Origin of the sequence: Priestia sp. YIM B13489 (assembly GCF_042787645.1) — a bacterium.
Taxonomy (GTDB): domain Bacteria; phylum Bacillota; class Bacilli; order Bacillales; family Bacillaceae_H; genus Priestia; species Priestia megaterium.
In genome coordinates this window covers 3,883,895-3,907,661 of record NZ_JBHZOQ010000053.1, presented here as the reverse complement: position 1 = coordinate 3,907,661, position 23,767 = coordinate 3,883,895, and the positions used below count along the sequence as shown (strand labels likewise).

The following is a 23,767-nucleotide window of genomic DNA, read 5'->3' as shown; positions in this document are numbered from 1 at the left end:
AATGGCGCCGTTTGAAAAGTGGTTTTTATCATCATCCAAAGAAAGCCTCGAGAATTATGAAGCGATGATAGGCGGAATGACTGAGATGATTAAACGTCACTACCAGGAACTAAAATCCCCTTATACTCACATAGACGTTGACGAACTATCGAACTTAGTCAATCGTTCGGTCTATTTTAGCGAACACGAACAGCTGCTAGAAGATCTGTTTGATGACGTACAAGCCGTAGTGCTGGATCATTCGCTTCATATTTCGCATCCCGGGGCAATGGCGCACTTGCATTGTCCTCCGATTATACCGGCCCTTGCTGCGGAAGTGATGATTTCTGCTTTGAATCAATCTATGGACTCGTGGGATCAAAGTCCGGCAGCTACGTATATAGAAGATCAAGTGATTGATGAGTTAACACAACAAATTGGTTATCCAAGCTCTTCTTCCGGCGTTTTTACAAGCGGAGGGACTCAGTCGAATTATATGGGCCTTCTGCTTGCTCGTAATGAATATTGTCATGCTGCATTTTCCATTGATGTTAGTGAAGAAGGTTTACCGCTCCAAGCTAAAAAACTGCGGATTTTCTGCTCCGAAAAAGCCCACTTTACGGTGCAGCAATCTGCAGCTCAGCTTGGACTGGGCATGAATGCAGTGGTGAGTGTAAAGTGCAATGAAAGGCACGAGATGGATATAGAAAATTTAGAAGAAGCAATACGGGAAGTCAAAGCCCAGGGAAACCTTCCTTTTGCTGTTGTAGCAACGGCAGGCACGACGGATTTTGGAAGCGTAGATCCTCTTTTTGAAATGAGTAAGCTAGCTAAAAAAGAAGGGCTTTGGCTTCATGCTGACGCCGCTTATGGAGGAGCGCTGCTATTTTCACATAAATATCGTGAACGCTTAAAAGCTCTTGAACGGGCAGATTCTATTACGATGGATTTTCATAAGTGGTTTTATCAGCCGGTAAGCTGCGGCGCATTTCTAGTGAAGAATTCAGCTATGTTCAAACACATTCAGCTTCATGCAGATTATTTAAATCCTGAAGAAGATGAGCATGTACATTTGGTAGATCGCAGTATTCAAACGACCAAACGATTTGACGCCTTGAAGCTATGGCTGACTTTCCGTGCAGTAGGTACAAATGAGTATGGAAAAATGGTTGATCATACGATTGAAACGGCTAAGCAGACAGCTGAACATTTACGAAAGCAAAGGAATATTACGGTGTTAAATGATCCTTATATGAACGCGGTTGTATTTCGCTATGTGCCAGATACTTTATATAGTGATTGTCAGAAACAGCAGCATTATGAAAATAAGTTAAATCAGCGTATTCAGCAGCATTTATATGAAAAAGGCACTTTTATCATGGCAAAAACAAAGCATAAAGAGCAAGCTTATTTAAAGCTAACGATGTTAAATCCTATGATTACAGTTGATTCTGTTGCCACTCAGTTAGAGGAAGTCGTGGCTTTAGGAAAAGAGTTGGAGAAAAAGGAGGAGCGATTACGTGAACGCTCAGTTATCGGCTAATTTTATTACAATGCAAAATATTATTAATTGCTATATTCGAGAAACAGGTAAGGGAGTATGGCAGTCCATTTCAGAAATGAAAAGCGAAGAAACGCTCGTTCTTAGGCTAGAAAAACAGCCGGTAACTCTTTACTTTCCAGTAAAGTACCGTTCAGCTACCGGACGTCACTTGTTCTTTCCGATCTTTTATTATCGCATTCAGAAAGAGGAGCTCAAGGAGTTAGATGTCGTCACTCTTTTAGCCTTTCTTTTAAAAGAAGTAACAGATCATTTACTACAGGTGAATGAGCTAATTGTACGTGTGCTATTAAGCTACGAAAATATGAAATTGTTCATTGGAAAAAGACAGAAAGAGTTAGAAACGTGCTATAAATGGGACAAAACGTTCTTAGAATCTGAGCAGTCATTGCTTATTGGCCACCAGCTGCATCCGACACCTAAAAGCCGTCAAGGGATATTACCTGAAGAAGAAAAGGTGTTTGGGCCTGAAGTGAACGGCAAATTTCATCTTCATTATTTTAGAGCACATAAATCGCTTGTTACAGAACAGTCCGCCGAGAGTCAAACCGCTTCACAGCTTATTAAAGAGCAGTTGAAAAAAGATAAGAAGGTTTCTGAAGAATTCATACAGGTGTATTGCCAAGCGGACGATTATTCACTTATACCTATGCATCCGCTGCAAGCTCGTTATCTTTTAGGAAAAGAAGAAGTGTGTGAATGGATTCAAAAAGGCCGGCTTGCTTATCTAGGGCCACACGGTCAGCCGTTTTATCCGACTTCGTCTGTTCGAACCGTATACAGTGAAGATGCAGATGTGATGTACAAATTTTCTATTCCGGTGAAGATTACGAATTCACTGAGAGTGAATAAACGCAAAGAATTAAGCAGAGGTGTAGAAGTAAGCCATTTATTGCAAGAAGGATTACAGGCGGAGCTTCAAGAAAATCATCCGGCTTTTCAAGTGATTGAAGATCCTGCTTACATCACGCTTGGAAAAAAGGAGCTTGGGTTTGAAGTCATGATTCGAAGCAACCCTTTTCAAGGCGAGCAAGGGAACCGTACAACACTCCTAGCAAGTTTGTGTCAAGATCATGTGTTCGGGAAAGCTTCTCAAATTGAAAATATTATTAATCATATTGTTTCAAGTGAAAATAGCACGAATGAAGACATAAGCAAGCACTGGTTTAAACGCTATTTAGATGTCTCTTTTCATCCTATGATGTGGCTTTACACTCAAAAAGGAATTGCGCTGGAAGCTCATCAGCAAAATTCCGTTATTAAACTTGATGAAAACGGATATCCATCGATGTTTTACTACCGTGACAACCAAGGCTATTACTTTATGAAATCAAAGGAACAAGAGCTTCGCAAGCTGCTTCCTTCCTTGAACGGAGAAAGCGATACGGTATGTGATGATGCTGTAGCAGAAGAAAGATTTCGTTATTACGTATTTTTTAATCATATTTTAGGATTAGTTAATGCTTTTGGTGCAGCTGGCCTCGTTCAAGAGTCAGATCTGCTATTGATTCTGCGACAAGAAATAGAGAGGTACAAAGAAAAAGATCATACGGGGCTTGTTTCATCGATGTTAGAAGAGAAAGTGCTTCCTTGCAAAGCCAATTTCTTAACGCGCGTTCATGATATGGATGAGCTGGTAGGCTCTCTTGAAACGCAGTCTGTTTATGTAAATGTTGAAAATCCTCTGTACGAATCTGCAGGTGTACGGGTATGAAATCAGCATTACAAACGCAGTATCCATTTATGATGCAGCAAAAGGAGCAGAGCATCACCTTTCGCTCTGTTTCTTTTGCAAAAGATTTCGAACGGCTGTACAAGTGGATGCATGAACCGCATGTTATTCCGTATTGGAATTTAAATATTTCAAAACAGGCGTATGAGCAGCATTTAAAAACATTTCTCGCTGATTCCCATCAAAAACTGCTAATTGGAGAAATTGACGGTGTACCTATGAGCTATTGGGAATCTTATACGGTCGACGGCGATATTATCAGTAACTATTACCCTTATGAAAAAGGAGATCAAGGGATTCATTTATTAATTGGAGAACCTGCTTTTTTAGGAAAAGGCTATATTTATCCGCTCCTTCTTAGTTTACTAAAGCACAAGTTCGAGGTAGCAGATACTGCTAAAGTAATAGCGGAACCAGATATACGAAATGAAAAGATGATTGCAGTATTTAAAAAATGCGGGTTTCAATTTATGAAAGAAGTGTCGCTGCCTGATAAAACAGGCGTACTGCTGAAATGTGAAAGAACAGTATTTGAAAGAAGGTGGAGCGAATGGAACAACGGGACATTTTAGACGTAATTGGAGTAGGAGTTGGTCCATTTAATTTAGGATTAGCAGCTTTAATTGATAAAACAGATTGTACATATAAATGTTTTGAACAAAAAAAGGAGTTTAATTGGCATCCAGGAATGCTTTTAGAAGGGACAACTCTTCAAGTTCCGTTTATGGCAGACGTGGTCACGATGGTGGATCCGAAGAGTCCATACACGTTCTTAAATTATTTGCATGAGCATGAGCGCTTGTATCAGTTTTATTTCTTTGAGAAGTTTCATATCCCAAGAAACGAATACAATCATTATTGCCGCTGGGTAGCAAGCCAGCTGAGCGGGCTTGAATTTAACAGCACAGTAAAAGAAGTGAAAATGCATGAAGATGCTAAACCTTACTACGAAGTAATAGTTGAAAAAGAAGGGAGACTTCATACCTTTTACAGCTATCATCTTGTAACCGGAGTAGGTACACAGCCCGTAGTGCCAAGAGACTTTCAATCAGTAGCCAGCGATACGTTCTATCACTCCGCTCAGTACAAAATGAATCGTGAACAAACGCTGAAGGCTAAAAGTATTACCGTAATTGGCTCTGGTCAAAGCGCAGCTGAAATTGTCTATGATTTACTTCAACAGCAGCCTCAGTTTGACTATAAGCTGAATTGGTATACGCGCTCAAAGGGATTTTATCCGATGGAATATTCAAAGCTTGGCCTTGAACATTTTTCGCCTGATTATACCCGCTATTTTTACAGATTGCCCCAAGAGAAAAAAGAGAGCGTTTTACGAAATCAAGCTCTTTTATACAAAGGAATAAGCTTTGAAACGATCGGTGATATTTATGATTTGATTTACGAACGAACAATTGGAGGAAAAGAAGTGCCGCTAATGATGCGCGCGCTTACGGAACTTGCAGGCGTTGAAAAGACAAACGATACACATCTTCTTACTCTTCACCAATACGAGCAGGCCTCGTTTGAAAAAGAAGAAAGTGAAATTGTCATTATGGCCACGGGCTATCATGCAAAAGAGCCTTCTTTTATGGAAGGTTTAAAAGAACATTTGCTGTTTGATGAAAAAGGACAGCTGAAAATTAATGAACTCTATCAAGTTGAGATGAAGAAAAAAGGCGCCCCGCTATTTGTTCAAAACGGAGAACTTCATACACACGGGGTTGGAGCACCAGACTTAGGTTTAGGGGCTTATCGCAATGCTGTCTTGATTAATCAAATTGCAGGTAAAAACGTGTATAAAATATATAAAAATACTGTTTTCCAAAAGTTTGGGTTTTAAGAGATGATTTCTCCGCGCTTTGTTTTTATCTGTTTATTTATGACCATGACGTCGGAAGTGTTATTATCACCATTTTATCCGCAGTATTTTACAAGTGCTTTCCATGTAGATGGAGTTGCAATGACGTCTTTTTTTATTATTTGCTGCCGGATCGTGGTCATTGTTATGACTCCTTTATGGGGAATGCTGCTTAAGAAGTGGAAAGTAAAACATATAATCGTAGCGTCACTTCTAATGACAGCCTTAGTTAAAGTCATTCTGAGTGAAGTTTCTACTTTTTATGGGTTTTTAGCCACTTCGTTAGTATTACTTGTGTTTCAAAGCAGTTTATATCTTTTATACCCATATTTAGTAGGCGGCATGAAAAATGGACAGAAAAAGGCAGGTGCTGCAACAACCTATGTATTTATTGTTCATACGGCTATTATTGTCGCTAGCTTGTTTGGAAGTGCGATTATTGCATGGGAAATGCCGCTTAAAGTATATCAATACTTTGCTTTAGCTGATATGGTACTGGCCGTATGGCTCGTAACAAGAAAAGCTTCATCTTTAAAAAAAGAACAAACACCAGCGTACACTCAAAGTATAAACGAGCCTATTTTTTTCTATTTGCTGGCTATTTTCTTTTTTCACCTTGGACACAATGTCATTCGCCCTTATTTTACATTGTTTACAAGCGACACATATGGCATGAGCAGTCAAGGCAGCGCTTTGTTATATGTGATGCCGAGCATTATGGCGATCGTCTTAAAGCTTGCGATACCTACAAAGCTATTTAATGGAAAAGTTATACCGCTTTTTTATAGCGTAACGGGTGCTAGTGCTTTACTGCTATGTTTGCAAGCATATGCCGATCATCTCAGCATGTTTATTATAAGTAGAATTTTATATGGAGCCGGGTTTTATCTCAGCATGGTTATACTTGATATCTATTTATTTCAAAAAAGCAAAGAAGGAGCTGCTTACTATTACAGCTGGCTTATTGCTGTTCAAAATATTGCCCTGCTGATTGCACCGCTTTTAGCACTAGAAATCAGCAAAGTAAATTTAGCGCTTCCTTTAGCAGTTGGTGCCGCTGCTTTGCTAGCTGCTAGCGCTGTAATGCCGCTGCGCAATAAAACAATCCCTATTCTAAGACAAGTAAAGGAGAATGAAGGATGAAAATCAAAGAAACGAATCTTTCCGTATTTAATAAGCAATCATGGGAAAAAGCAAATCGCCAGCTTTTAGCTAAAATGCTGCAGGAATTCATGTATGAAAATATTATTGAGCCAAAACAGTTGCAAAAGCAGGGGGCGCTTGCCACGTATCGATGGGAAGACCACCGAGGCGTTACGTATACATATCAAGCGAAACAGCGATTGTTTGACAGTTTTTCTGTACTGCCAGAAAGTATTAAGCTGACATCTAAAGCGTCAATCCCTACATTTTCGAAGGCCTTGCAGCTGTTAATTAGCTTATCTGAAGACAAAGGAATGTCTAGCTCAACCGCAGGTCACTTAGCAAAAGAATATTTTCATACATTAATAGCAGACATGCATTTGCAAAATCGAAAATCAGCTGATGAATTAGCAGATATGGATTATGCGGAGCTAGAAGGTGAAATGACGGGACACCCTTGGATTACATACAACAAAGGCCGCATCGGATTTGGCTATGATGATTATCTGCGGTTTGCACCTGAGCAAAAACAAAAAATTCAGCTTTCATGGATTGCTGTAGCGAAGCAAATTGCTTCTTTTCATTCATTAGATACCCTCGGCTTTGATGATGTTATGAAACAGGAGCTAAGCGGTGAGACGCTAGCTGAATTTGAAAAAGAATTAACAAGCCAAGACCTTTTAGCAGCGGACTATTACTATATTCCCGTCCATGAATGGCAGTGGATGAACGTGATTGTTCCTTTATTCGCTGAATACATTGCAAATGATTTAATTGTTCCATTAGGAGAAGGTGAAGATCAATACTTGCCTCAGCAGTCGATTCGTACATTTGTGAATACAACAAATCGAGATAAATATCATGTAAAGCTTCCCATGAGTATATTAAATACGCTTGTGTACAGAGGCCTTCCAAGTGAGCGGACGGTAATTGCTCCTCAAGTAACTCAGCACATAAAAGGCATACGAGATCGCGATGCGTTTTTAAAAGATACGTGTAAAGTAGGACTTTTAGGTGAAGTGGCTACGTTAAACGTAACTCAGCCAACGTTTGCTTCTATTAAAAACGCGCCTTATCAGTATTTAGAAATGCTGGGAGTCGTTTGGCGTGAAAGCATCTATCAAGAGTTAGAAGAAGGAGAGCATGCGATTACGCTAGCTGCGCTTTTACATGTTGACAGTAAAGGGAAAGCTTTAGTTTCGTCGTATATAGAAAAGTCGGGCTTAACTCCTGCCGAGTGGATTGATGCGTTAACCAGAGCTGTGTTGCCGCCGCTTCTTCATTATTTGTATCAATACGGTACTGTATTTTCTCCGCACGGTCAAAATACGGTATTGGTGCTTAAAAACAACAAGCCCGTTCGAATTATTATGAAAGATTTTGTAGATGACGTGAATATTAGCGATCAGCCGTTTGAAGAACTGCAGCAGCTATCTTTTGAATTAAAAGAAGTGCTGCGCAGCGAAGAGCCGGAAGGACTGACGCAGTTTATTTTAACAGGGTTATTTGTTTGTCACTTCCGCTATTTAGCCACTATTTTAGAAGAGCATGAAGGCGTAGAAGAAGCGGACTTTTGGAAAAGTGTACGAGCAGAAATTTTACATTATCAAGCATCATTTCCACATTTGAAAAAACGATTTGAATTGTTTGATTTATTACGTCCAACCATTACGAAATTAACGTTAAATCGAAATCGAATGTTTGATTACGGATACGAAGATGACGGAGATCGTCCTCACGCAAGCGAATATGGAAAGGTACGGAATGCCTTGCATGAAGTGAGTGAAAAAGCTGTTCAATAATAAGGAAAAGCCGCTGGTGTTGTGTAGCGGCTTTTTTATGGTTAATTCAAAAGCAGGAAGCGAAGGGGATGAGCTGCAGCACTTTAGGAAACACTCATTTTAGGTATGTGTAGAACGTAAAGGTGAGTGAATGAACGATTTGATGGAGTAGATGTTAGAACAACAAGTACACCAGCTGAAGCAAACGTTTCGGCTTTCTTTTGTCAAAGTCTTATTTCAATGTCGCATCGCTACAAGGATAATGGTACAATTGTCTGTATATTTAAAAAAAGAGAGGGAATTACATGAAATCGCATATTCAAAAACATTTAACTTCATATAAAGAGAAATATAAAAATCGCGGTCGGCTGCTAATTAGCTGTCCGGACAAACCGGGTATTGTAGCCGCTGTGTCTACGTTTTTACATGAGCACGGTGCAAATATTGTAGAATCAAGTCAACATTCAACGAACCATGAAGGGGGTATGTTTTTTATCCGTTTCGAATTTGAATGTGAGGATTTATTAGCTAAAGAAGCAAAACTAGAAGAAAGCTTCAAAAAAATTGCCGATACGTTTTCAATGAACTGGCAGTTTACATATGCTCATAATTTGAAAAAAACAGCTATTTTTGTGTCAAAAGAGCCTCATTGTCTACTAGAGCTGCTGTGGGCATGGGAAAGCGGAGATTTGATGACAGACATCGCTGTCGTTGTGAGCAATCACGAAGATGCGCGCGAAGTGGTTGAATCATTCGGTATACCGTTTAAGCATATACCGGCGACAAAAGACATTCGCCAAGAAGCAGAAGCCAAACAACTGCAGGTATTAAAAGATTATAATATTGACGTGATTATTTTGGCGCGTTATATGCAAATTTTAACGCCGACTTTTGTGGCGGAAAATCCGTATCGTATCATTAATATTCACCATTCATTCTTACCGGCATTCATTGGAGCACGTCCATATGAACGCGCATATCAACGAGGTGTAAAATTAATTGGTGCTACGTCTCACTATGTAACAGACGACTTGGATGAAGGACCAATTATTGAACAAGATATTGAACGCGTGAACCACCGTGATGATGCGGATGACTTAAAGAAAAAAGGCCGCTTAATTGAACGTACGGTGCTCGCACGTGCTGTGAAATGGCACTTAGAAGACCGCATTTTAGTGCATGAAAACCGCACAATTGTATTCAATTAACAAAGACTAAGCTGTTGAAAAAGTAGTTTAGCCGAAGGAAGATCCGAACGATGAATCGAGATTCTTGAAAGAGAATGAAATTCGTTCGGATTTTTTTTATGGTCATGGTAAACGTAGATTTCATCTGTTTAGTTGCTTCTAGCGGTTGATTGGAGGCAAGGCGAAGACTCCTCCGGGAAAAGCGGAACAGATGAGACCCCGCAAGTGTAAGCGACGAGGAGGCTCATCGGCCAAGTCTTGCACGGAGATCAACCGCGGTGTCATAAGCGATTCATACGCGATTATTTAATTGATTTTGTTAGGTCTCATTCTTGTTTTTTCTAGGGGAATTGCGTATCTAAATGATAAAAAACTTTTCTGCATGAGCTGAGATTTAGTTGTTTACTTAGCTCGTGAACACTTATACAATAGAAAAGGACTTTTTAATAAAGGAAGTGTCGGAAGTGAAACAATATCTTGAACTTTGCGAGCATGTGTTAGCAAATGGAACAAAAAAAGAAGATCGGACAGGAACAGGTACAATTAGCACATTTGGCTATCAAATGCGTTTTAATTTACAAGAAGGTTTCCCGGTATTAACGACAAAAAAACTTCATTTAAAATCAATTATTCATGAATTGCTTTGGTTTTTACAAGGAGATACAAACGTTAAGTATTTACAAGATAACGGCGTGCGCATTTGGAATGAATGGGCGGATGAAAACGGCGAGCTTGGCCCTGTGTATGGGCATCAGTGGCGTTCATGGCCAACGCCGGACGGAGAAAAAATTGATCAAATTACCAATGTTATCAATCAAATTAAAAACAACCCTGATTCTCGCCGCTTAATGGTAAGCGCCTGGAATGTGTCTGATGTAGACAATATGGCTTTACCGCCGTGTCACTGCTTATTTCAGTTTTACGTAGCGGACGGCAAATTGTCTTGTCAATTGTATCAGCGCTCAGCTGATATTTTCCTAGGCGTACCGTTTAATATTGCTTCATATGCGCTGCTTACAATGATGGTGGCACAAGTGTGTGATTTAGAGCCAGGTGATTTTGTTCATACGTTTGGCGATGCGCATATTTACAGCAATCACATTGAACAAGTAAACCTGCAGTTAACGCGTGAGCCTCATGCTTTGCCAAAAATGAAAATCAATCCAGACGTAAAATCAATTTTTGACTTTAAATTTGAAGACTTTGAGTTAGTAGACTATAATGCGCATCCTCACATCAAAGGAGCTGTGAGCGTATGATTTCCCTCATTGTCGCAATGGATCAAAACAGGCTGATCGGTAAAGAGAATGATTTGCCATGGCGCCTTCCGGAAGATTTGAAGTATTTCAAGCGCATCACAACGAGTCATACGATTGTAATGGGAAGAAAAACATTTGAATCAATTGGACGACCGCTTCCTAATCGCGAAAATGTGGTTCTTACGCGTCAAAAAGATTATCAGCAAGAAGGAGCAACCGTTATTCATTCAGTTGAGGAACTAGAAGCATTAGATGCTGAAAAAGAAGACGAGCTCTTCGTGATTGGCGGAGCTACTCTGTATGAGCAAACATTAGACGTTGCAAATCGACTTTATATTACGCATATTGAAGAATCCTTTGAAGGAGATACACATTTTCCTTCGATTGATTTGAGCGAATGGAAAGTTATTTCGAAGCAGCAAGGAATTAAAGATGAAAAAAATCCCTACACGTATTATTTTACCTTATACGAGCGAAGCTGAGCTCTTTTGTTTATAAAAAACGCGAGTCTGGTACAAAGTATGTTAGTCGAAGAAAGATCCGAACGTTGAATCGTTCGGATCTTTTCATTATGAGGGTGAAGGTAGATTTCATGTATGTAGGTGCTTTTAGCAGTTGATTGGAGGCTCACCGCCCGCGGAAAGCGAAGTCTCGCATGGAAATCAAATGCGGTGTAACAAGCACCTCCTATTAGCTAGCTTCTATACTCCATTTATTCGTCTTTAGATAGATTTCGTTATGTTTCAATCTCTTTTTATATTGATTTTAATTGCTTTATCATTTCGTGAAAAGCCGCTGGGCTCACAAACTGTTCAGGGCTCCAGTTAGCTTCAATCCATTGAATCAGCTCGCTTGGTGTATTAAAAACTTCTCCGCTCGTATCTGCTTTGCGAAGCATGTATCTACCGTTTTCTTCATCTGCAACTATTTCGCACGGAACGGCACTTTCATGACTTTGAAGCGAAAACTCCATTTATTCCACAACCTTTCTTAATTTATACCTGTTATCGCATCAGCTGCATGTAGAAAGTATGGGCAATTTTGTAAGTCTATTTAGCGTTTGCTAAACATATGTAAAGTATGTGGACAGTAAAATAGTTGGAAAAGTTTTTTTAGTTATTATTAATGAAAAATAATGATTTTTCTAAATTTTTTGTGATATAATGTACAAATTAATAATGGTAGAAGAGGAAGGAAGTTGGTTATGAAACAACAAGTAGATAATCGAACAAAACACGTACATTTAGAGGACATCATGATTGCAAATCAATTGATTAAAGATGTTGTTGTGCATACACCACTACAGCGTAATGACGTTTTGTCTGAACGATATGAATGTAATATCTATTTAAAACGTGAGGATTTACAGGTGGTGCGCTCATTTAAAATTCGCGGTGCGTACAATCGAATCAAAAAGTTATCCCCAGAAGAATTAGAAAATGGAATTGCCTGTGCAAGTGCAGGAAACCACGCACAAGGTGTAGCATATGCGTGCCGTCATTTAAATATCGATGGTAAAATCTTTATGCCGAGCACAACGCCGCGCCAAAAAATTAATCAAGTGAAATTTTTAGGCAAAGATAACGTAAAGGTCGTACTAATCGGAGATACGTTTGATGATTCTTATGAACAAGCTATTGCATGCAGTGAAGAGGAACATCGAACATTTATCCACCCATTTAATGATGTAGACGTTATTGCAGGACAGGGTACAGTAGCCGTTGAAATGTTCAATGACTGTGAAGATGAAATTGACTACGTATTTGCGGGTATCGGCGGAGGCGGATTAATTTCCGGTGTCGGCACATACGTAAAAAGCATCTCGCCTCAAACAGCTGTGATTGGGGTAGAACCAGCAGGCGCGCCTGGCATGCAGACATCTTTAGCAAATGGAAATGTAGTGACGCTACCGGCAATCGATCCATTTGTAGACGGAGCAGCTGTTAAAACAGTTGGAACGCTTCCATACGACATCAGTAAAGAGCTTGTGGACGATATTGTAGTTGTTCCTGAAGGCAAGGTTTGTACAACCATTTTATCTCTATACAATGAAAATGCGATTGTAGCAGAACCAGCAGGAGCTCTTTCGATTGCTGCTCTTGACTCATACCGTGAGCAAATTAAAGGAAAAACGGTTGTTTGCGTCATCAGCGGAGGAAACAATGACATTGGACGTATGCAAGAAATCAAAGAACGTTCAATGATTTATGAAGGATTACAGCATTATTTTATCGTTAATTTTCCTCAACGCGCAGGAGCTCTTCGTGAGTTTCTAGACGAAGTGCTTGGACCGACAGACGATATTTCGCGCTTTGAGTATACGAAAAAGAATAACAAAGACAGCGGACCAGCACTTGTGGGAATTGAGCTCAAGCATAAAGAAGATTATTATCCACTGATTAATCGTATGGATAAAAAAGGATTCCCTTACACAGAAATTAATAAAGAAAGCAACTTGTTTCACTTATTTATTTAAATAGAAGCTCATTTTAAAAAGGAATGCTTCATCAACTGTCGAATAAGTTGATGAAGCATTTTTATTTTAAAAAATATTTGTGTTTTCTTTTTATTTTATCAAGACAGAAAGTGCCTGAAGCATTATAATAAAATAAACGGGTAAAAAGAGGGTTGATCGCCTTGCTATTAAAAAGCCTTGAATTTAAACATGTCAGTGGTCAAAAAGTAAAAATTACTGAAATTCCAGTTTTAGAGGAAAATAGCACGTTTCGGTTCATGTTATCTGCAAAACTTGATTTATTTATTAGACAAATCACGAACGAATCAGTTCCGAAGCAAACCTACTCGTTTCAAGAATATTTAAAACGCGTGTTGAAATGGAAAGATTACGAACAGCTCTTTAAGTCTCATGTATTAAAACATAATGCATAAACGTAAAAGTTGACTTTTCTGAATATTTCAGCAGAGTCAACTTTTTTTTGTTGATATAAAAGGTTGAACATGCGTTTTACGAATTAGCAAAACTTGCATTCTATTATAACTATATTGTTGTAAGTGTTCATGTTATACTAGTCTGCAATGCATCTTATAGGGGTGAACACATGGCGAAAATTAAAGTGGTAACGGATTCAACAATTGATTTAACGTTGGAAGAAGCTGAAAAATACGGTATTGAGATGATACCTTTATGTATTAACATTGATAATGAAACGTATTTAGATCGCGTGGAATTAACGCCGACAGATTTTATTGAAAAAATGAAAAATTCAAAAGAATTACCAAAAAGCTCTCAGCCAGCTATTGGTTCTTTTGTTGAAGTATATGAACGATTAGTTAGTGAAGGGTATGACGTCATTTCGATTCATATGACTGGGGGAATGAGCGGAACTGTTCGAGCAGCTGAAAGCGCGGCTCAAATGGTAGAAGGAAACATCACCGTTGTTGATTCTATGTACATTACAAAAGCTCTTTCGTTTCAAGTCTTTGAAGCGGTGAAAATGATTGAAGATGGGCACACAGTAGAAGAAATTATCACGCGCTTGGAAGAGGTGCGTCAAAATACGAATCTTTTTGTCGTAGTTGATACGCTTGAAAATTTGGTTAAAGGTGGACGTATTGGACGAGGAAAAGGATTGATCGGTTCTCTTTTAAATATTAAGCCAATTGCTTCTCTAGCTGACGGAGTATATACTCCTGTTGCTAAAGTGCGCAGCCATTCTCAAATTGTTAAGTTTTTAACGAAACAGTTCGAAGAGCATACAGAAGGAAAAAGTATTAAAGGAGTAGGGCTTGTACATGCAGATGGATTTGGACTCGCCTCTAAGTTAAAAGAATCAATTGTGAAGGCAAGGGGCTATACGCAATTTTCGATTGAAGATACGACGCCTATTATTTCAACGCATACAGGTATTGGTGCAATTGGTTTTATGTATTTTGCTGAATAAAGTGGGTTGCTTTTTGCAAGTCACTTTTTTGGCTTTCTCTTTTTTGGAAAAAGAGGAAAGAGAAGTGGACAAACGTGTGATATAATAGAATCAACTTTCTACCAGCGAATGCTGTGCTGGTTACTATTCTTTTGAATCCGGAGTATACCGATGAAAAAATATATTCGAAATTTGAGTGTGTTTAACAAAACGGTTTTATTTTCTACTTTAATTGTAGTTGCCCTTGGAGTCATTTCTTTAGCCATTAGCTATCAAGTTCAAAAAAAGATGGCAAAAGAGACACTAACGCAGCACGCGTTAATTATGGCCGATTTATGGAGGGAGTCTTTATCTAAACAAGACGTAATAGCAGCAGTGGATTCAAGGAATGGGACGATTCCTGAAAAAGACGAGCTAGAAAAGCAGTTCAGAAAGATTTACCAATTGCATCCGTCGTACTTGCAGGGATATATTATGACGACCGAAAAATTCAAGTCGCATGGAAATAAGATTATCGTAACAGCGAATAAGAAAATTAAGCAATCACTAGAGCCATCCATGATTTATTATGGAGGAGAAGAATTTTACAAATCATTTAAGCAAGCAGAACAAGAAAAGAAGAATATCGTAACATCTACATACAAAGACGAATTCGGGACGTGGATAACCGTTTTATCGCCTATTACAAACAGCTCCGGAAAAGTCGTGGCTATTCTTGGTGTAGATATAGATGCAAGCGCTATCTATATCTATCAAAAACGTTTAATTGTGGCTTTGATCGTTGCATTTACGATTTTGTTTACCTTCATTATTGTTATTCAAGACTGGGGACTAAGGCGATTAATGTCGCCCCTAGGAGAATTAGTAGAAGGAATTCAAGCAGTAAGTCAAGGGAAGTTTGATGTGAAACTGACACATGAAAATGATTCTGAGTTAGGGAATGTACACACAAGATTTAATGAAATGGCAGAGCGGCTTCAGCAGCTTTTTCAACAAGTGTCAGCAACAAAAGAACAGCTGAACGTAGAAACGAATTTCAGTCATTCAAAAGATGGAATTGCTAAAGCGATTGATGAATTAGAAGTTATTATGGAAAAAACGAGGATGCAAAAGGAATTGCAGCGAGCAGAGAAAATGAATGCAATTGGTCAATTAGCTGCTTCTGTAGCCCATGAAATTCGAAATCCTATGACGGTGGTAAAAGGGTTTTTACAGCTTTTTCAAGATAACACAAAGCTTTCAAACACTGAATTAAGTTACATTCATCTTATGATTAACGAAATGGACAGAGCGGAAGCGATTATTCATGACTATTTATCTTTAGCCAAGCCGGATGTTCATCAGCATCGTTTTATTAACTGCTTGGAGTGTATTACAAGCTTAGTAGACTTATTATCTTCTTATGCTTTGTTAACAAATAATATACTCATAGAATTAGACGCAAAAGAAGAGATGTATGTTCGCGGCAGCCGAAACGAATTGAATCAAGTTCTGCTTAATATTATGAAAAATGGAATTGAAGCCATGAGAGCTGGAGGAACGCTTCGAGTAGGGCTTTACAAGCGAGAAGGGCAAGTACATATTCAAATTGAAGATACTGGTATAGGCATGACCAGTGAACAAGTGAACCGGCTGGGAACAGCATTTTATTCTTTAAAAGAAAAAGGAACAGGGATTGGTCTGATGGTGTCTTATCAACTGGTCGAACAAATGAATGGAAGAATTGAAGTGGAAAGCATACCAGGAAAAGGTTCAACGTTTACCTTGATTTTCCCTAGCTATGACTAAACTTTAACCGTGCAGGAGGAACATATGAAAAGCTGGTCTTATAAATTGTCTTTTTTACTGCTCATTAGTTGTATGATGTTAACAGCCTGTGGTTCCAAAATAGAAAATCCTCTCAATTGGAAGATGGACTCTTTTTCTTATGTTAACCAAGATCAAAAGAAAGTAGGGCTAAGTCAGCTGAAAGGGAACGTTTGGGTAGCTAACTTTATCTTCACAAGCTGCGAAACCGTATGTCCCCCAATGACGGCTCATATGGCTAAATTACAAAAAATGGCCAAGGATGAAGGGCTGGACGTTCGCTTTGTTTCATTTAGCGTAGACCCTGAAGTGGACACTCCACCGAAAATGAAGGACTATGCGACTAAATTTGGCGCTGATTTTTCGAATTGGGATTTCTTAACGGGTTATAAACAAGCGGAAATTGAAAAGTTTGCGCTGGACCAATTTAAAACGATTGTGAAAAAGCCGCAAGAAAATCCGCAGGTTATTCACGGTACGGATTTTTTTCTAATTGACAAAGATGGAGTCGTTCAAAAATCTTATCAGGGAGTGACTGATCCTCCTTATGAAGATATGATAAAAGATATCAAAACCCTTCAGTAAGAGCTATAAATCCGTCAAATCTATCCGCCAAACACAGCTATCTTTATAGTGATGTGTTAGCGGATATTTTTATGAAAGAAACATGCTTATCCTTTTTTTTACATATACTATATATAAGAAACGTAGTAAAATATCAACTTGACATAGTATGATAAGATATAAAGATATAGTTATTCAGAGCGGTAAGCAGTATTGCTTGTGACAGCGAGAATACAGCATAGTTAGTAGGTGTTATGATGAGAAAATGGAAAAGTATAGTGATAAGCAGTATGAGTGCGGTGGTGTTAGCGAGCTGTTCGACGACGACTTTTTTGCCAACGGACAATAAAGAAGAAGCCGTTCAGAAAGAAGTGGATTTAACACCTAAAAAGCATATTCCGAAAGGCTTTTTTCCTGTAGATTTAGATATTGTAGCCATTGGTGACTCATTAACAGAAGGAGTAGGAGATGAGTCTAAAAAAGGCGGTTATGTACCATACTTAACTAAATACCTTTCTAAACAAAATGAAGTGCAAAATGTACGAACAGAGAATCTAGGCAAAAGAGGAAACCGGACGGATCAGCTATTAGCGAGGTTAAATCAGCCGGGAGTAGCAGCTGAAGTATCAAGAGCAGACATCGTTTTCTTGACGATTGGCGGCAATGACGTGATGAAAGTGGTAAGAGATTACTTTTACAATATCTCAATTAAGACGTTTGAATCACAGCAGTCAAAATATGAAAAACGTCTAAATGACGTGTTTTCACGTATACGTAAGCTTAATCCTAATGCTCATATTTATTTAATTGGTTTTTATAATCCATTCTTTAAATCGTTAAGTGATGTGAAAGAAATTAATGTCGTTATTAATGAATGGAATGCGGCAAGCGAGAAAATTGCTTCTCAATATGATAATGTAAGTTATGTAAAAATTGATGATATTTTTTATGATTCTGACGTAAATTTATTAGGGAAAGACGAGTTTCACCCTAATAAAAAAGGGTACAAACTAATGGCTGAACGCATTAGTAAATCAATGGAGGAAGAAGATCCTCTCGTTGGAGATCAGAAAAAGGAAACAGCAAAAGAAGTTACATCTGATGAAAAAGAGAAAAACACGAAAGAGAGTGGGAACGAGTAAGGAGATTGTTATATGAAGAAGTGGAAAACCCTATTTATCGCGTTATTAGGGATTAATGTTCTAGGGGCTATCCTTATTATTGCGTTTATTTTTCAACCGGTTGACAAGGCCAATCCAACTCCCTCTGAAAAAGTAGAAGGAGACGCAGAACTAACTATTTTGGCTAAAAAAGCGGACTTAAATGTACTGATTGATAAATATTTAAAGAAAGAATTTAAGAATCAGCCGCTTAACTACAAAATTACTCTCACCGATGTAGTAAGAGTAGACGGTACGATTCAAGTATTCGGCGATGACATTAATATTCGAATGACATTTGATCCAATCGTACAAAAAAATGGAGATATTGTGCTTGAACAGCAGTCACTTTCTGTTGGAAAGCTGCAGCTTCCTGTCCGCACAGTGCTTCGATACGTAAATAATAACTTTGCGCTACCAGAATGGGTAACGATTGATCCAAAGAATGAATCAGTATACGTAGCGTTACAGCAGATGAAGTTAGAGAGTGATTTTGCTGTAAAAGTACAAAAGTTTGATTTGAAAAATGATGATATTCGCGTACGTTTAATTTCGCGCAGTGAATAAAAAACCTTCCAATTTGGAAGGTTTTTTTGTTAACGATCTTGGGAAATCAGCGCTTCTAATACAGGACGGTTCTTAGCAAATCCGACGGCATATACTGTATATGTTCGATTCGGGCGAAGGTTCAGTGCCGGGATTTCGAGTACTACATTTTTGGTTCCTGCTATGCGCACACTAAGTTGAACATGCATGGGGGATAAAGGCAAATATTTTGTGACTTCTTTAAACTGCACTCCAGAAAAAATGACGTCTCCGCCTCTAGCCGCAATATCCACAGCAGGAGCATCCGGAGAAAGGTGCACAAACCGAAGCTTTGTTTCTCCACTTGGTACATCCGTATTGTCATAGATAAACAATAAATCAAGCTTGTTTAGCTCATCTACCGCCGCTACCGTGTAATTTTGGTTTCCTTCAAATGTAAATGATTCCGTTAAAACAGGTCTTCCCGTTTCTCCAGCGGGATAAATAGAAATTGTATATCTTCCAGGTTCTTGTAATTCAATATAATCTGTTTCTTGTTTATAAGTTAAGTTGCGAATCACTCGTTTGTTGTTAATATAAATATCTACAGATGGAGAATCTGGAGAAGCGTGAAGTATACGAATTTGCGGCGGATTTACGCGCAGATTCGTATTTTCAGAAGAAGTTAAGATGGCCTGCTGGATATAGTACAAATGCTTTTGATAATAATGAATATGCTTAGATGGATCACTATACTTATAGTAGTTAGCTAGAAAATCGTATTTCATTGCTTTTTTAATATATTGATCAAAGGAATAATTAGCCATATGTTCAGCTCCCTTATTGTCGGAGTATAAAAACATTTCCATACGTAACCAAACATATGCTAAAACTCATAATTTATGCCGATCACTGATCACTCCCGAGACCTCCAAGAAGAAACAATGAGCCAAATGCCCTCTATGTGCATATACTGAATCAAATTATTGACTGAAGGCTTATTGTACGACCGAAATTAGTATAGAAAAAAGGAGTGAGAGCATGCGCGATTTTTATGCTCGGATGCTACGGTTAATTATGTTAAGTTTTTTACTGCTGCTACTTTTAATTCAATTTACAGAGCGCTCTACTTCATTTATTCACATTACCCCCGCGCTAAATAAAGTAACCGAGCGAATTGAGCTGATTACCTATGATCAATAAATGTATGTTTTCTGCGTTTCGATATGTACTTGTTCTTTATGCTATCTGCTTTACATTTTTATTTGTTAGTACATTTCCAAGTCTATTTGGTTTCACCGTGACCGTTCAAGAAACGGATTATCACCATCTGCATCGCGGAGATATAGTTGTCTTTAGAGACGAATCATCTTCTTCAAAGAATGAACTTGTACTGGCCCATAATCAAGAGCTTGATGTACTGGTTACAGCTCAAAGAGATTCTTTGCCTGCTTCTTTTAAAGTGATTGGAAGCTACGCATACCATCTCCCGTATATAGGGGGCATTATTGGATTTATGAAAGAGTTTACTACGTTACTGGTAATGGGAAGTATTTTACTTTTGTTGTTTTCGTATACGCTGCAGCCCAAAAGGCGAATATGGCGTAAGAGAAAGTAAAAAATGGGCGAATGCACATACAGGACAATCAACTAATGCATATAAAGTACAGTGTACGAAATGAATAAAAAAAACAAGAGGAGAGATTGCTATGTATAACTACGATTGTTACGACCCATGCCATCACGGAGGCTATCACCACCTATATGATACTTGCCACTATCCAATTAGCTATCCAATTGGCGGTTATCATCATTGCGGAACGGGTCAGTCATTTGCATTAATTGTTGTGCTATTTATTTTATTAATCATCATTGGCTGCACCTGTTTTTGCTGATTAGGCCTCATTTGCTCGCATGTGCGAGCTTTTTATAACAGATAGAAAAGGACAAACTTGCATATAAATTGTTTAAATAATAAAAAAATTTTGCCAAATCAACATTTACCATATTATACTATAGCTAGTAACTCAATAAGCGAAGGTGAATATATGGAAAAGGAAAAAGTATTTCAACAGCTATTTTCAATGTCATTTACACCAATGCTCGTAATGAATATGGATGGAGATATTCAAATTTTAAATGAAGCGTGCTGCCACCTTTTTAAAACGACGGAAGAACGACTTCTTTCCTGTAATGTATTTGAAGAGCCAAATCGCTTTTTTATTGAAAAGCATGAAGTGGAACCGTTAAGAAAGCAAGAGGAAGAAGTTGTTTTACTTAAGAAAAAAGTAGATCAGCAGTTTCCGATGCACATCCATATTCAGCGCACGGAAGGGGATATTCCGCTCTTAGTTGTTCAGTGGAAAGAGTTTTCCTCAAGTATTGAAAAACAAGAGGAAGTCATTCGAAAAATGAAGCAATATAAGCAGTTTGTCCAGCAAAGTCAAGATGCATTTATTGTAACAAGAGAAGGCAGAATTCAATATTTGAATCCTGCTGGTGTTAAACTTCTTGGCGGCGAGAAAAAAGAAGAGTATATCGGGCGTCCTTGGCTTCATTTTATTCACCCCGAACATTTAGAAATCGTAAAAGAACGAATGGTTCAGCTGATGAATGGAATGTCCGTGAGGCCGCGTGTTGATGTGAAACTATTGACTAAAAAAGGAGTTGTCATTATTGAATCTTCGGCAACCAAAATTAAGTTTGAAGGACAGGATGCCATTCAGTATATTATTCGCGACGTAACGGATCGAAAAAAATATGATGAAATGGCAAGCAAATCTGAAAAGCTTACAATGGTGAGCAAGTTAGCGGCAGGAGTAGCACATGAAATTCGTAATCCAATGACGGCGATTAAAGGGTTTATTCAGCTGTTAAAAGCATCGAAACAGTACAACGAAGAATACAATGATATTATGCTTGAAGAATTGAATCGCGTCGAATCCATTATTCAAGAATTTTTAACGCTGGCCAAGCCTAAAATTGAAAATTCATACCACCCCAAAAGTCTCAATCAAATCATACGTCATGTGACATTACTATTAGATACACACGCCAATTATAAAAACTGTCGTATTATTAATGAGATTAGTGATGAGATTACAATCTTTTGTGAAGAAAATGCGCTTAAACAAGTTTTTATTAATTTAATTCAAAATGCGCTTGAGTCAATGAGCAAAGGTACAGTTAAAGTCACCGTTGAGAAAAGAAATGAATACGGCATGGTCATTATCGAGGATGAAGGCTGTGGAATTGATGAGCAATCTTTAGCTCGGCTAGGTGAGCCATTTTATTCCACTAAACAAACAGGAACGGGGCTAGGGTTAATGATTAGCTACCGAATAATCGAACAGCATCAAGGGCATATTTCATTTGCGAGTAAAGTAGGAGTAGGAACAAAAGTAGAAATTGCTCTTCCGTACATTAAAGAACCAGTGAACATTTCATAGCGCTTGCTATTCGTTCACTGGTTTTTATTTGTTCGGAATAAAAGCGAATGTTTTTTAAATATTTTATTTTAATGTTCGTGTATATTGTTGACTAAAGGATTTTTTTTTGATATATTATCAAATGGCTAGAAAATAACCGAATGATAATAAAAAAAGAAAATTCGGTCAATAACTTTTATCTTTTACCCAAAGAAAAAAGATGATGGGAGAATGTACAATGAACTCAAATTATGATGTTATTGTGGTAGGGGCAGGACCCGCTGGGATTTTTACTTGCTATGAGTTAACGTTAAAATTACCGGAAGCAACTATTTTATTAATCGATAAAGGACACGATATCTATCGACGTAATTGTCCGATTCTTCAGAAAAAAATTGAAAAATGTCCGCCTGCGGTTGGCAAAAAAGAGTTTGCTGGCTGTTTGCCGGCTTGTTCTATTACAAATGGTTTTGGTGGAGCCGGCGCATATTCAGACGGGAAATTTAATATCACCAGTGAATTTGGAGGTTGGATGACGGATTATCTATCTGAATCACAGGTGGTAGATTTAATTAAATATGTGGATGAAATTAATTTAAAACACGGAGCAACCGATACGATTACGGATCCGTTAACTGATAAAGTTCGTGAAATTGAAAAACGCGGATACGCAGCAGGATTAAAGCTATTGCGTGCCCAGGTGCGTCATTTAGGAACAGAGCAAAATTTGGAAATTTTAAAAAGCATTTATGAATACTTAAAAGAAAAAATTGATATGCAGTATAAAACGGAAGTAGCCGATTTAATAACAGAAAAAGAAGACGGTCAGCATATCGTGCGCGGTATCGAATTGAAGAATGGTGAAAGAATTACGGCTGATAAAGTGGTTGTTTCACCAGGTCGAGACGGCTCGAAGTGGATGAGCGACTTACTAAAAAAACGTCGTTTGAAAATGATTAACAATCAAGTGGACATCGGCGTTCGAGTCGAAACATCCAACGTTGTTATGGAAGAAATCAACAAGCACTTGTACGAAGGGAAATTCATTTACAATACGTCTGTAGGTACAAGAGTCAGAACGTTCTGCAGCAATCCTTCAGGACATGTGGTAGTAGAGAATCATTCAGGTATTATGTTAGCAAATGGACACGCATACAAAGATCCGAAGCTTGGAAGTCAAAATACGAACTTTGCGCTGCTTGTTTCTCATAAATTTTCGGATCCATTTGATCAGCCGAACGAATATGCGCACGAAGTATCAAGATTAGCTAATATGCTGTCAAACGGGGGCTTAGTTGTTCAAAAGTATGGAGATATTTTAAAGGGCCGTCGTTCAACAGCGACTCGAATTAAAGAAGGCTTTTTAGAACCAACGTTAAAAGAAGCTGTACCTGGTGACTTGGGCTTAGTGCTTCCTTATAATACGATGAAAAGCTTAATTGAAATGACAGAAGCACTGGATCATGTAACGCCTGGGTTAGCATCTGAACATACGCTATTTTACGGTGTGGAAGCGAAATTTTACTCCGCCCGTCCGAAGTTAAACGATAAGTTTGAAACTGAAATTTCTGGTTTATACGTGGGAGGAGACGGAGCTGGTATTACGCGAGGGCTCGCGCAGGCAAGTGCGTGCGGTGTGTGGGTAGCGCGTGACATTGTTGAAAAATTAAAGAATCGCAAAGCAAGTTCTGAACCTGTTACTGTATAAAAAAAGAGGCCGTCACGGCCTCTTTTTTTTATGTGTCAAATAACGAGAGCGACTAAGTAAAAAGTAAAGAACTTGTACCGCTCCAACTCCGATAGTTTTATATGATAATTACCCGCTCTTTTTTTAAAAGTATGACAGAATCCATCCTTCTATCGTGAACAGAATTAAATACAATAAGGCGAATTGATAATGTCC

Annotated in this window: 23 protein-coding genes; 21 read left to right on the top strand and 2 right to left on the bottom strand. The window is 38.4% G+C overall.

All coding sequences use genetic code 11. The features are described 5' to 3' along the window. Window position 1: 1 nt before the first annotated feature. The 9 genes from ACFX4W_RS26010 to ACFX4W_RS25970 all read left to right on the top strand — a co-directional run bounded on the left by ACFX4W_RS26010 (window position 2) and on the right by ACFX4W_RS25970 (window position 10,982). Window positions 2-1,522, top strand: coding sequence for a pyridoxal phosphate-dependent decarboxylase family protein (locus ACFX4W_RS26010; RefSeq protein WP_043976596.1), 1,521 nt, complete (start codon window positions 2-4; stop codon window positions 1,520-1,522). Further along, on the top strand, window positions 1,500-3,254 hold the full coding sequence (locus tag ACFX4W_RS26005) for an IucA/IucC family protein (RefSeq protein ID WP_377560272.1): 1,755 nt from the start codon (window positions 1,500-1,502) through the stop codon (window positions 3,252-3,254). Before ACFX4W_RS26010 ends, ACFX4W_RS26005 begins: the two co-directional genes overlap by 23 nt. Continuing rightward, the gene (locus tag ACFX4W_RS26000; RefSeq protein ID WP_043976599.1) at window positions 3,251-3,844 is read left to right on the top strand and encodes a GNAT family N-acetyltransferase; all 594 of its coding nucleotides are present in this window, start codon (window positions 3,251-3,253) and stop codon (window positions 3,842-3,844) included. Before ACFX4W_RS26005 ends, ACFX4W_RS26000 begins: the two co-directional genes overlap by 4 nt. Beyond that, on the top strand, window positions 3,823-5,112 hold the full coding sequence (locus ACFX4W_RS25995; protein WP_043976601.1) for a lysine N(6)-hydroxylase/L-ornithine N(5)-oxygenase family protein: 1,290 nt from the start codon (window positions 3,823-3,825) through the stop codon (window positions 5,110-5,112). Before ACFX4W_RS26000 ends, ACFX4W_RS25995 begins: the two co-directional genes overlap by 22 nt. 3 nt (window positions 5,113-5,115) lie before the next feature. Further along, window positions 5,116-6,273: an MFS transporter gene (locus tag ACFX4W_RS25990; RefSeq protein WP_043976602.1), complete on the top strand. Its 1,158-nt coding sequence runs from the start codon at window positions 5,116-5,118 to the stop codon at window positions 6,271-6,273. After that, window positions 6,270-8,075 (top strand): IucA/IucC family protein, encoded by a 1,806-nt coding sequence (locus ACFX4W_RS25985; protein ID WP_043976604.1) that lies wholly within the window; start codon window positions 6,270-6,272, stop codon window positions 8,073-8,075. The genes ACFX4W_RS25990 and ACFX4W_RS25985 overlap by 4 nt, the downstream gene beginning before the upstream one ends. Window positions 8,076-8,359: 284 nt before the next feature. After that, window positions 8,360-9,262: a formyltetrahydrofolate deformylase gene (gene purU, locus ACFX4W_RS25980; RefSeq protein WP_042991947.1), complete on the top strand. Its 903-nt coding sequence runs from the start codon at window positions 8,360-8,362 to the stop codon at window positions 9,260-9,262. Between the two features lie 443 nt (window positions 9,263-9,705). Further along, a complete protein-coding gene (locus tag ACFX4W_RS25975; protein WP_013058746.1) occupies window positions 9,706-10,500 on the top strand; it encodes a thymidylate synthase in 795 nt (264 codons plus the stop codon). Beyond that, window positions 10,497-10,982, top strand: a complete 486-nt coding sequence (locus tag ACFX4W_RS25970) for a dihydrofolate reductase (protein WP_043976607.1) — start codon at window positions 10,497-10,499, stop codon at window positions 10,980-10,982. The genes ACFX4W_RS25975 and ACFX4W_RS25970 overlap by 4 nt, the downstream gene beginning before the upstream one ends. 272 nt (window positions 10,983-11,254) lie before the next feature. On the opposite strand, the gene ACFX4W_RS25965 is transcribed toward ACFX4W_RS25970, so the two are convergent. Continuing rightward, window positions 11,255-11,473 carry a hypothetical protein gene (locus ACFX4W_RS25965; protein WP_043976608.1) on the bottom strand — a complete coding sequence of 73 codons (219 nt, stop codon included), beginning with the start codon at window positions 11,471-11,473 and terminating at the stop codon, window positions 11,255-11,257. Between the two features lie 231 nt (window positions 11,474-11,704). On the opposite strand from ACFX4W_RS25965, the gene ilvA reads away from it, so the two are divergent. The 7 genes from ilvA (at window position 11,705) to ACFX4W_RS25930 (ending at window position 18,478) form a co-directional block, all read left to right on the top strand. After that, entirely contained in the window at window positions 11,705-12,976 is a 1,272-nt protein-coding gene (gene ilvA, locus ACFX4W_RS25960) for a threonine ammonia-lyase IlvA (RefSeq protein WP_013084697.1), read from the top strand. 161 nt (window positions 12,977-13,137) lie between these two features. Next, window positions 13,138-13,389, top strand: a complete 252-nt coding sequence (locus ACFX4W_RS25955; RefSeq protein ID WP_013058743.1) for a YpmP family protein — start codon at window positions 13,138-13,140, stop codon at window positions 13,387-13,389. A gap of 170 nt (window positions 13,390-13,559) precedes the next feature. Continuing rightward, entirely contained in the window at window positions 13,560-14,402 is an 843-nt protein-coding gene (locus ACFX4W_RS25950; RefSeq protein WP_013058742.1) for a DegV family protein, read from the top strand. Window positions 14,403-14,552: 150 nt separating this feature from the next. Next, the gene (locus ACFX4W_RS25945) at window positions 14,553-16,169 is read left to right on the top strand and encodes an ATP-binding protein (protein ID WP_043976609.1); all 1,617 of its coding nucleotides are present in this window, start codon (window positions 14,553-14,555) and stop codon (window positions 16,167-16,169) included. A gap of 24 nt (window positions 16,170-16,193) precedes the next feature. After that, window positions 16,194-16,772, top strand: coding sequence for an SCO family protein (locus ACFX4W_RS25940; RefSeq protein ID WP_043976610.1), 579 nt, complete (start codon window positions 16,194-16,196; stop codon window positions 16,770-16,772). Window positions 16,773-17,008: 236 nt separating this feature from the next. Next, window positions 17,009-17,893, top strand: coding sequence for an SGNH/GDSL hydrolase family protein (locus ACFX4W_RS25935; RefSeq protein WP_043976611.1), 885 nt, complete (start codon window positions 17,009-17,011; stop codon window positions 17,891-17,893). A 12-nt stretch (window positions 17,894-17,905) separates the two neighbouring features. Continuing rightward, window positions 17,906-18,478 (top strand): YpmS family protein, encoded by a 573-nt coding sequence (locus ACFX4W_RS25930; protein ID WP_013058738.1) that lies wholly within the window; start codon window positions 17,906-17,908, stop codon window positions 18,476-18,478. A 29-nt stretch (window positions 18,479-18,507) separates the two neighbouring features. Here the strand turns inward: ACFX4W_RS25930 and ACFX4W_RS25925 are convergent, their stop codons facing one another. After that, window positions 18,508-19,263 (bottom strand): DUF4397 domain-containing protein, encoded by a 756-nt coding sequence (locus ACFX4W_RS25925; protein ID WP_013084693.1) that lies wholly within the window; start codon window positions 19,261-19,263, stop codon window positions 18,508-18,510. A gap of 214 nt (window positions 19,264-19,477) precedes the next feature. On the opposite strand from ACFX4W_RS25925, the gene ACFX4W_RS25920 reads away from it, so the two are divergent. From ACFX4W_RS25920 to ACFX4W_RS25900, 5 genes are all read left to right on the top strand, one after another. Continuing rightward, on the top strand, window positions 19,478-19,639 hold the full coding sequence (locus ACFX4W_RS25920) for a hypothetical protein (protein ID WP_164796341.1): 162 nt from the start codon (window positions 19,478-19,480) through the stop codon (window positions 19,637-19,639). Further along, window positions 19,629-20,054, top strand: a complete 426-nt coding sequence (locus ACFX4W_RS25915; protein ID WP_230183214.1) for a hypothetical protein — start codon at window positions 19,629-19,631, stop codon at window positions 20,052-20,054. The genes ACFX4W_RS25920 and ACFX4W_RS25915 overlap by 11 nt, the downstream gene beginning before the upstream one ends. 91 nt (window positions 20,055-20,145) lie before the next feature. Beyond that, window positions 20,146-20,331, top strand: a complete 186-nt coding sequence (locus ACFX4W_RS25910) for a YjcZ family sporulation protein (protein ID WP_075419415.1) — start codon at window positions 20,146-20,148, stop codon at window positions 20,329-20,331. Window positions 20,332-20,484: 153 nt separating this feature from the next. Further along, window positions 20,485-21,885 (top strand): ATP-binding protein, encoded by a 1,401-nt coding sequence (locus tag ACFX4W_RS25905; protein WP_013058734.1) that lies wholly within the window; start codon window positions 20,485-20,487, stop codon window positions 21,883-21,885. A 217-nt stretch (window positions 21,886-22,102) separates the two neighbouring features. After that, the gene (locus tag ACFX4W_RS25900) at window positions 22,103-23,572 is read left to right on the top strand and encodes an NAD(P)/FAD-dependent oxidoreductase (RefSeq protein WP_013084690.1); all 1,470 of its coding nucleotides are present in this window, start codon (window positions 22,103-22,105) and stop codon (window positions 23,570-23,572) included. Window positions 23,573-23,767: the final 195 nt, after the last annotated feature.

Excerpts from the sequence above, each read along its gene's own strand:
- ACFX4W_RS25905 (WP_013058734.1), top strand. The coding sequence starts at position 20,485 with ATGGAAAAGGAAAAAGTATTTCAACAGCTATTTTCAATGTCATTTACA.
- ACFX4W_RS25930 (WP_013058738.1), top strand. The coding sequence starts at position 17,906 with ATGAAGAAGTGGAAAACCCTATTTATCGCGTTATTAGGGATTAATGTT.
- ACFX4W_RS25985 (WP_043976604.1), top strand. The coding sequence starts at position 6,270 with ATGAAAATCAAAGAAACGAATCTTTCCGTATTTAATAAGCAATCATGG.
- ACFX4W_RS25900 (WP_013084690.1), top strand. The coding sequence starts at position 22,103 with ATGAACTCAAATTATGATGTTATTGTGGTAGGGGCAGGACCCGCTGGG.
- ACFX4W_RS25925 (WP_013084693.1), bottom strand. The coding sequence starts at position 19,263 with ATGGCTAATTATTCCTTTGATCAATATATTAAAAAAGCAATGAAATAC.
- purU (WP_042991947.1), top strand. The coding sequence starts at position 8,360 with ATGAAATCGCATATTCAAAAACATTTAACTTCATATAAAGAGAAATAT.
- ACFX4W_RS25940 (WP_043976610.1), top strand. The coding sequence starts at position 16,194 with ATGAAAAGCTGGTCTTATAAATTGTCTTTTTTACTGCTCATTAGTTGT.
- ilvA (WP_013084697.1), top strand. The coding sequence starts at position 11,705 with ATGAAACAACAAGTAGATAATCGAACAAAACACGTACATTTAGAGGAC.
- ACFX4W_RS25990 (WP_043976602.1), top strand. The coding sequence starts at position 5,116 with ATGATTTCTCCGCGCTTTGTTTTTATCTGTTTATTTATGACCATGACG.
- ACFX4W_RS25945 (WP_043976609.1), top strand. The coding sequence starts at position 14,553 with ATGAAAAAATATATTCGAAATTTGAGTGTGTTTAACAAAACGGTTTTA.
- ACFX4W_RS25995 (WP_043976601.1), top strand. The coding sequence starts at position 3,823 with ATGGAACAACGGGACATTTTAGACGTAATTGGAGTAGGAGTTGGTCCA.
- ACFX4W_RS26000 (WP_043976599.1), top strand. The coding sequence starts at position 3,251 with ATGAAATCAGCATTACAAACGCAGTATCCATTTATGATGCAGCAAAAG.
- ACFX4W_RS25935 (WP_043976611.1), top strand. The coding sequence starts at position 17,009 with ATGAGAAAATGGAAAAGTATAGTGATAAGCAGTATGAGTGCGGTGGTG.
- ACFX4W_RS25915 (WP_230183214.1), top strand. The coding sequence starts at position 19,629 with ATGATCAATAAATGTATGTTTTCTGCGTTTCGATATGTACTTGTTCTT.
- ACFX4W_RS25965 (WP_043976608.1), bottom strand. The coding sequence starts at position 11,473 with ATGGAGTTTTCGCTTCAAAGTCATGAAAGTGCCGTTCCGTGCGAAATA.
- ACFX4W_RS25910 (WP_075419415.1), top strand. The coding sequence starts at position 20,146 with ATGTATAACTACGATTGTTACGACCCATGCCATCACGGAGGCTATCAC.
- ACFX4W_RS25950 (WP_013058742.1), top strand. The coding sequence starts at position 13,560 with ATGGCGAAAATTAAAGTGGTAACGGATTCAACAATTGATTTAACGTTG.
- ACFX4W_RS25970 (WP_043976607.1), top strand. The coding sequence starts at position 10,497 with ATGATTTCCCTCATTGTCGCAATGGATCAAAACAGGCTGATCGGTAAA.
- ACFX4W_RS25920 (WP_164796341.1), top strand. The coding sequence starts at position 19,478 with ATGCGCGATTTTTATGCTCGGATGCTACGGTTAATTATGTTAAGTTTT.
- ACFX4W_RS26010 (WP_043976596.1), top strand. The coding sequence starts at position 2 with ATGGCGCCGTTTGAAAAGTGGTTTTTATCATCATCCAAAGAAAGCCTC.